The organism is Vibrio sp. JZG120 (assembly GCF_053890955.1).
Genome location: NZ_JBSRRK010000033.1, coordinates 1 through 1,481 on the forward strand (window position 1 = coordinate 1; position 1,481 = coordinate 1,481).

Sequence of the window (1,481 nt, forward strand, 5' to 3'; positions counted from 1 at the left end):
TCAGGTGGGTCCAAAACGCTATGGTCGCCAAGCAAATTCTTTAATTCGGAAAGCTGTTTTCGTTCTTACACATTCAATGTTCTTTCATTGAGTCCATCAAAACCCCTTGGGTGTTGTATGGTTAAGCCTCACGGGCAATTAGTACAGGTTAGCTCAACGCCTCACAACGCTTACACACCCTGCCTATCAACGTCGTAGTCTACGACAACCCTTTAGGATACTTAAAGTATCAGGGAGAACTCATCTCAAGGCTCGCTTCCCGCTTAGATGCTTTCAGCGGTTATCGATCCCGAACTTAGCTACCGGGCAATGCGTCTGGCGACACAACCCGAACACCAGAGGTTCGTCCACTCCGGTCCTCTCGTACTAGGAGCAGCCCCTTTCAATTCTCCAACGCCCACGGCAGATAGGGACCGAACTGTCTCACGACGTTCTAAACCCAGCTCGCGTACCACTTTAAATGGCGAACAGCCATACCCTTGGGACCGACTTCAGCCCCAGGATGTGATGAGCCGACATCGAGGTGCCAAACACCGCCGTCGATATGAACTCTTGGGCGGTATCAGCCTGTTATCCCCGGAGTACCTTTTATCCGTTGAGCGATGGCCCTTCCATTCAGAACCACCGGATCACTATGACCTGCTTTCGCACCTGCTCGAATTGTCATTCTCGCAGTCAAGCGGGCTTATGCCATTGCACTAACCTCACGATGTCCAACCGTGATTAGCCCACCTTCGTGCTCCTCCGTTACGCTTTGGGAGGAGACCGCCCCAGTCAAACTACCCACCAGGCACTGTCCGCAACCCCGATAAGGGGTCGACGTTAGAACATCAACACTACAAGGGTGGTATTTCAAGGACGGCTCCACGCAATCTAGCGACTGCGCTTCAAAGCCTCCCACCTATCCTACACATGTAGGGTCAATGTTCAGTGCCAAGCTGTAGTAAAGGTTCACGGGGTCTTTCCGTCTAGCCGCGGGTACACTGCATCTTCACAGCGATTTCAATTTCACTGAGTCTCGGGTGGAGACAGCGTGGCCATCATTACGCCATTCGTGCAGGTCGGAACTTACCCGACAAGGAATTTCGCTACCTTAGGACCGTTATAGTTACGGCCGCCGTTTACCGGGGCTTCGATCAAGAGCTTCGACCGAAGTCTAACCCCATCAATTAACCTTCCGGCACCGGGCAGGCGTCACACCGTATACGTCATCTTGCGATTTTGCACAGTGCTGTGTTTTTAATAAACAGTTGCAGCCACCTGGTATCTGCGACTCTCAATAGCTCCATCCGCGAGGGACTTCACCGTCGAGAGCGTACCTTCTCCCGAAGTTACGGTACCATTTTGCCTAGTTCCTTCACCCGAGTTCTCTCAAGCGCCTTGGTATTCTCTACCCGACCACCTGTGTCGGTTTGGGGTACGATTCCTTACAATCTGAAGCTTAGAGGCTTTTCCTGGAAGCATGGCATCAATGACTTCAC

General features: G+C 52.1%; 1 rRNA gene. It reads right to left on the reverse strand.

Annotated elements, in window-relative coordinates:
* Positions 1-117: 117 nt before the first annotated feature.
* A 23S ribosomal RNA gene (locus ACWPOD_RS23560) occupies positions 118-1,481 on the reverse strand; the annotation flags it as partial.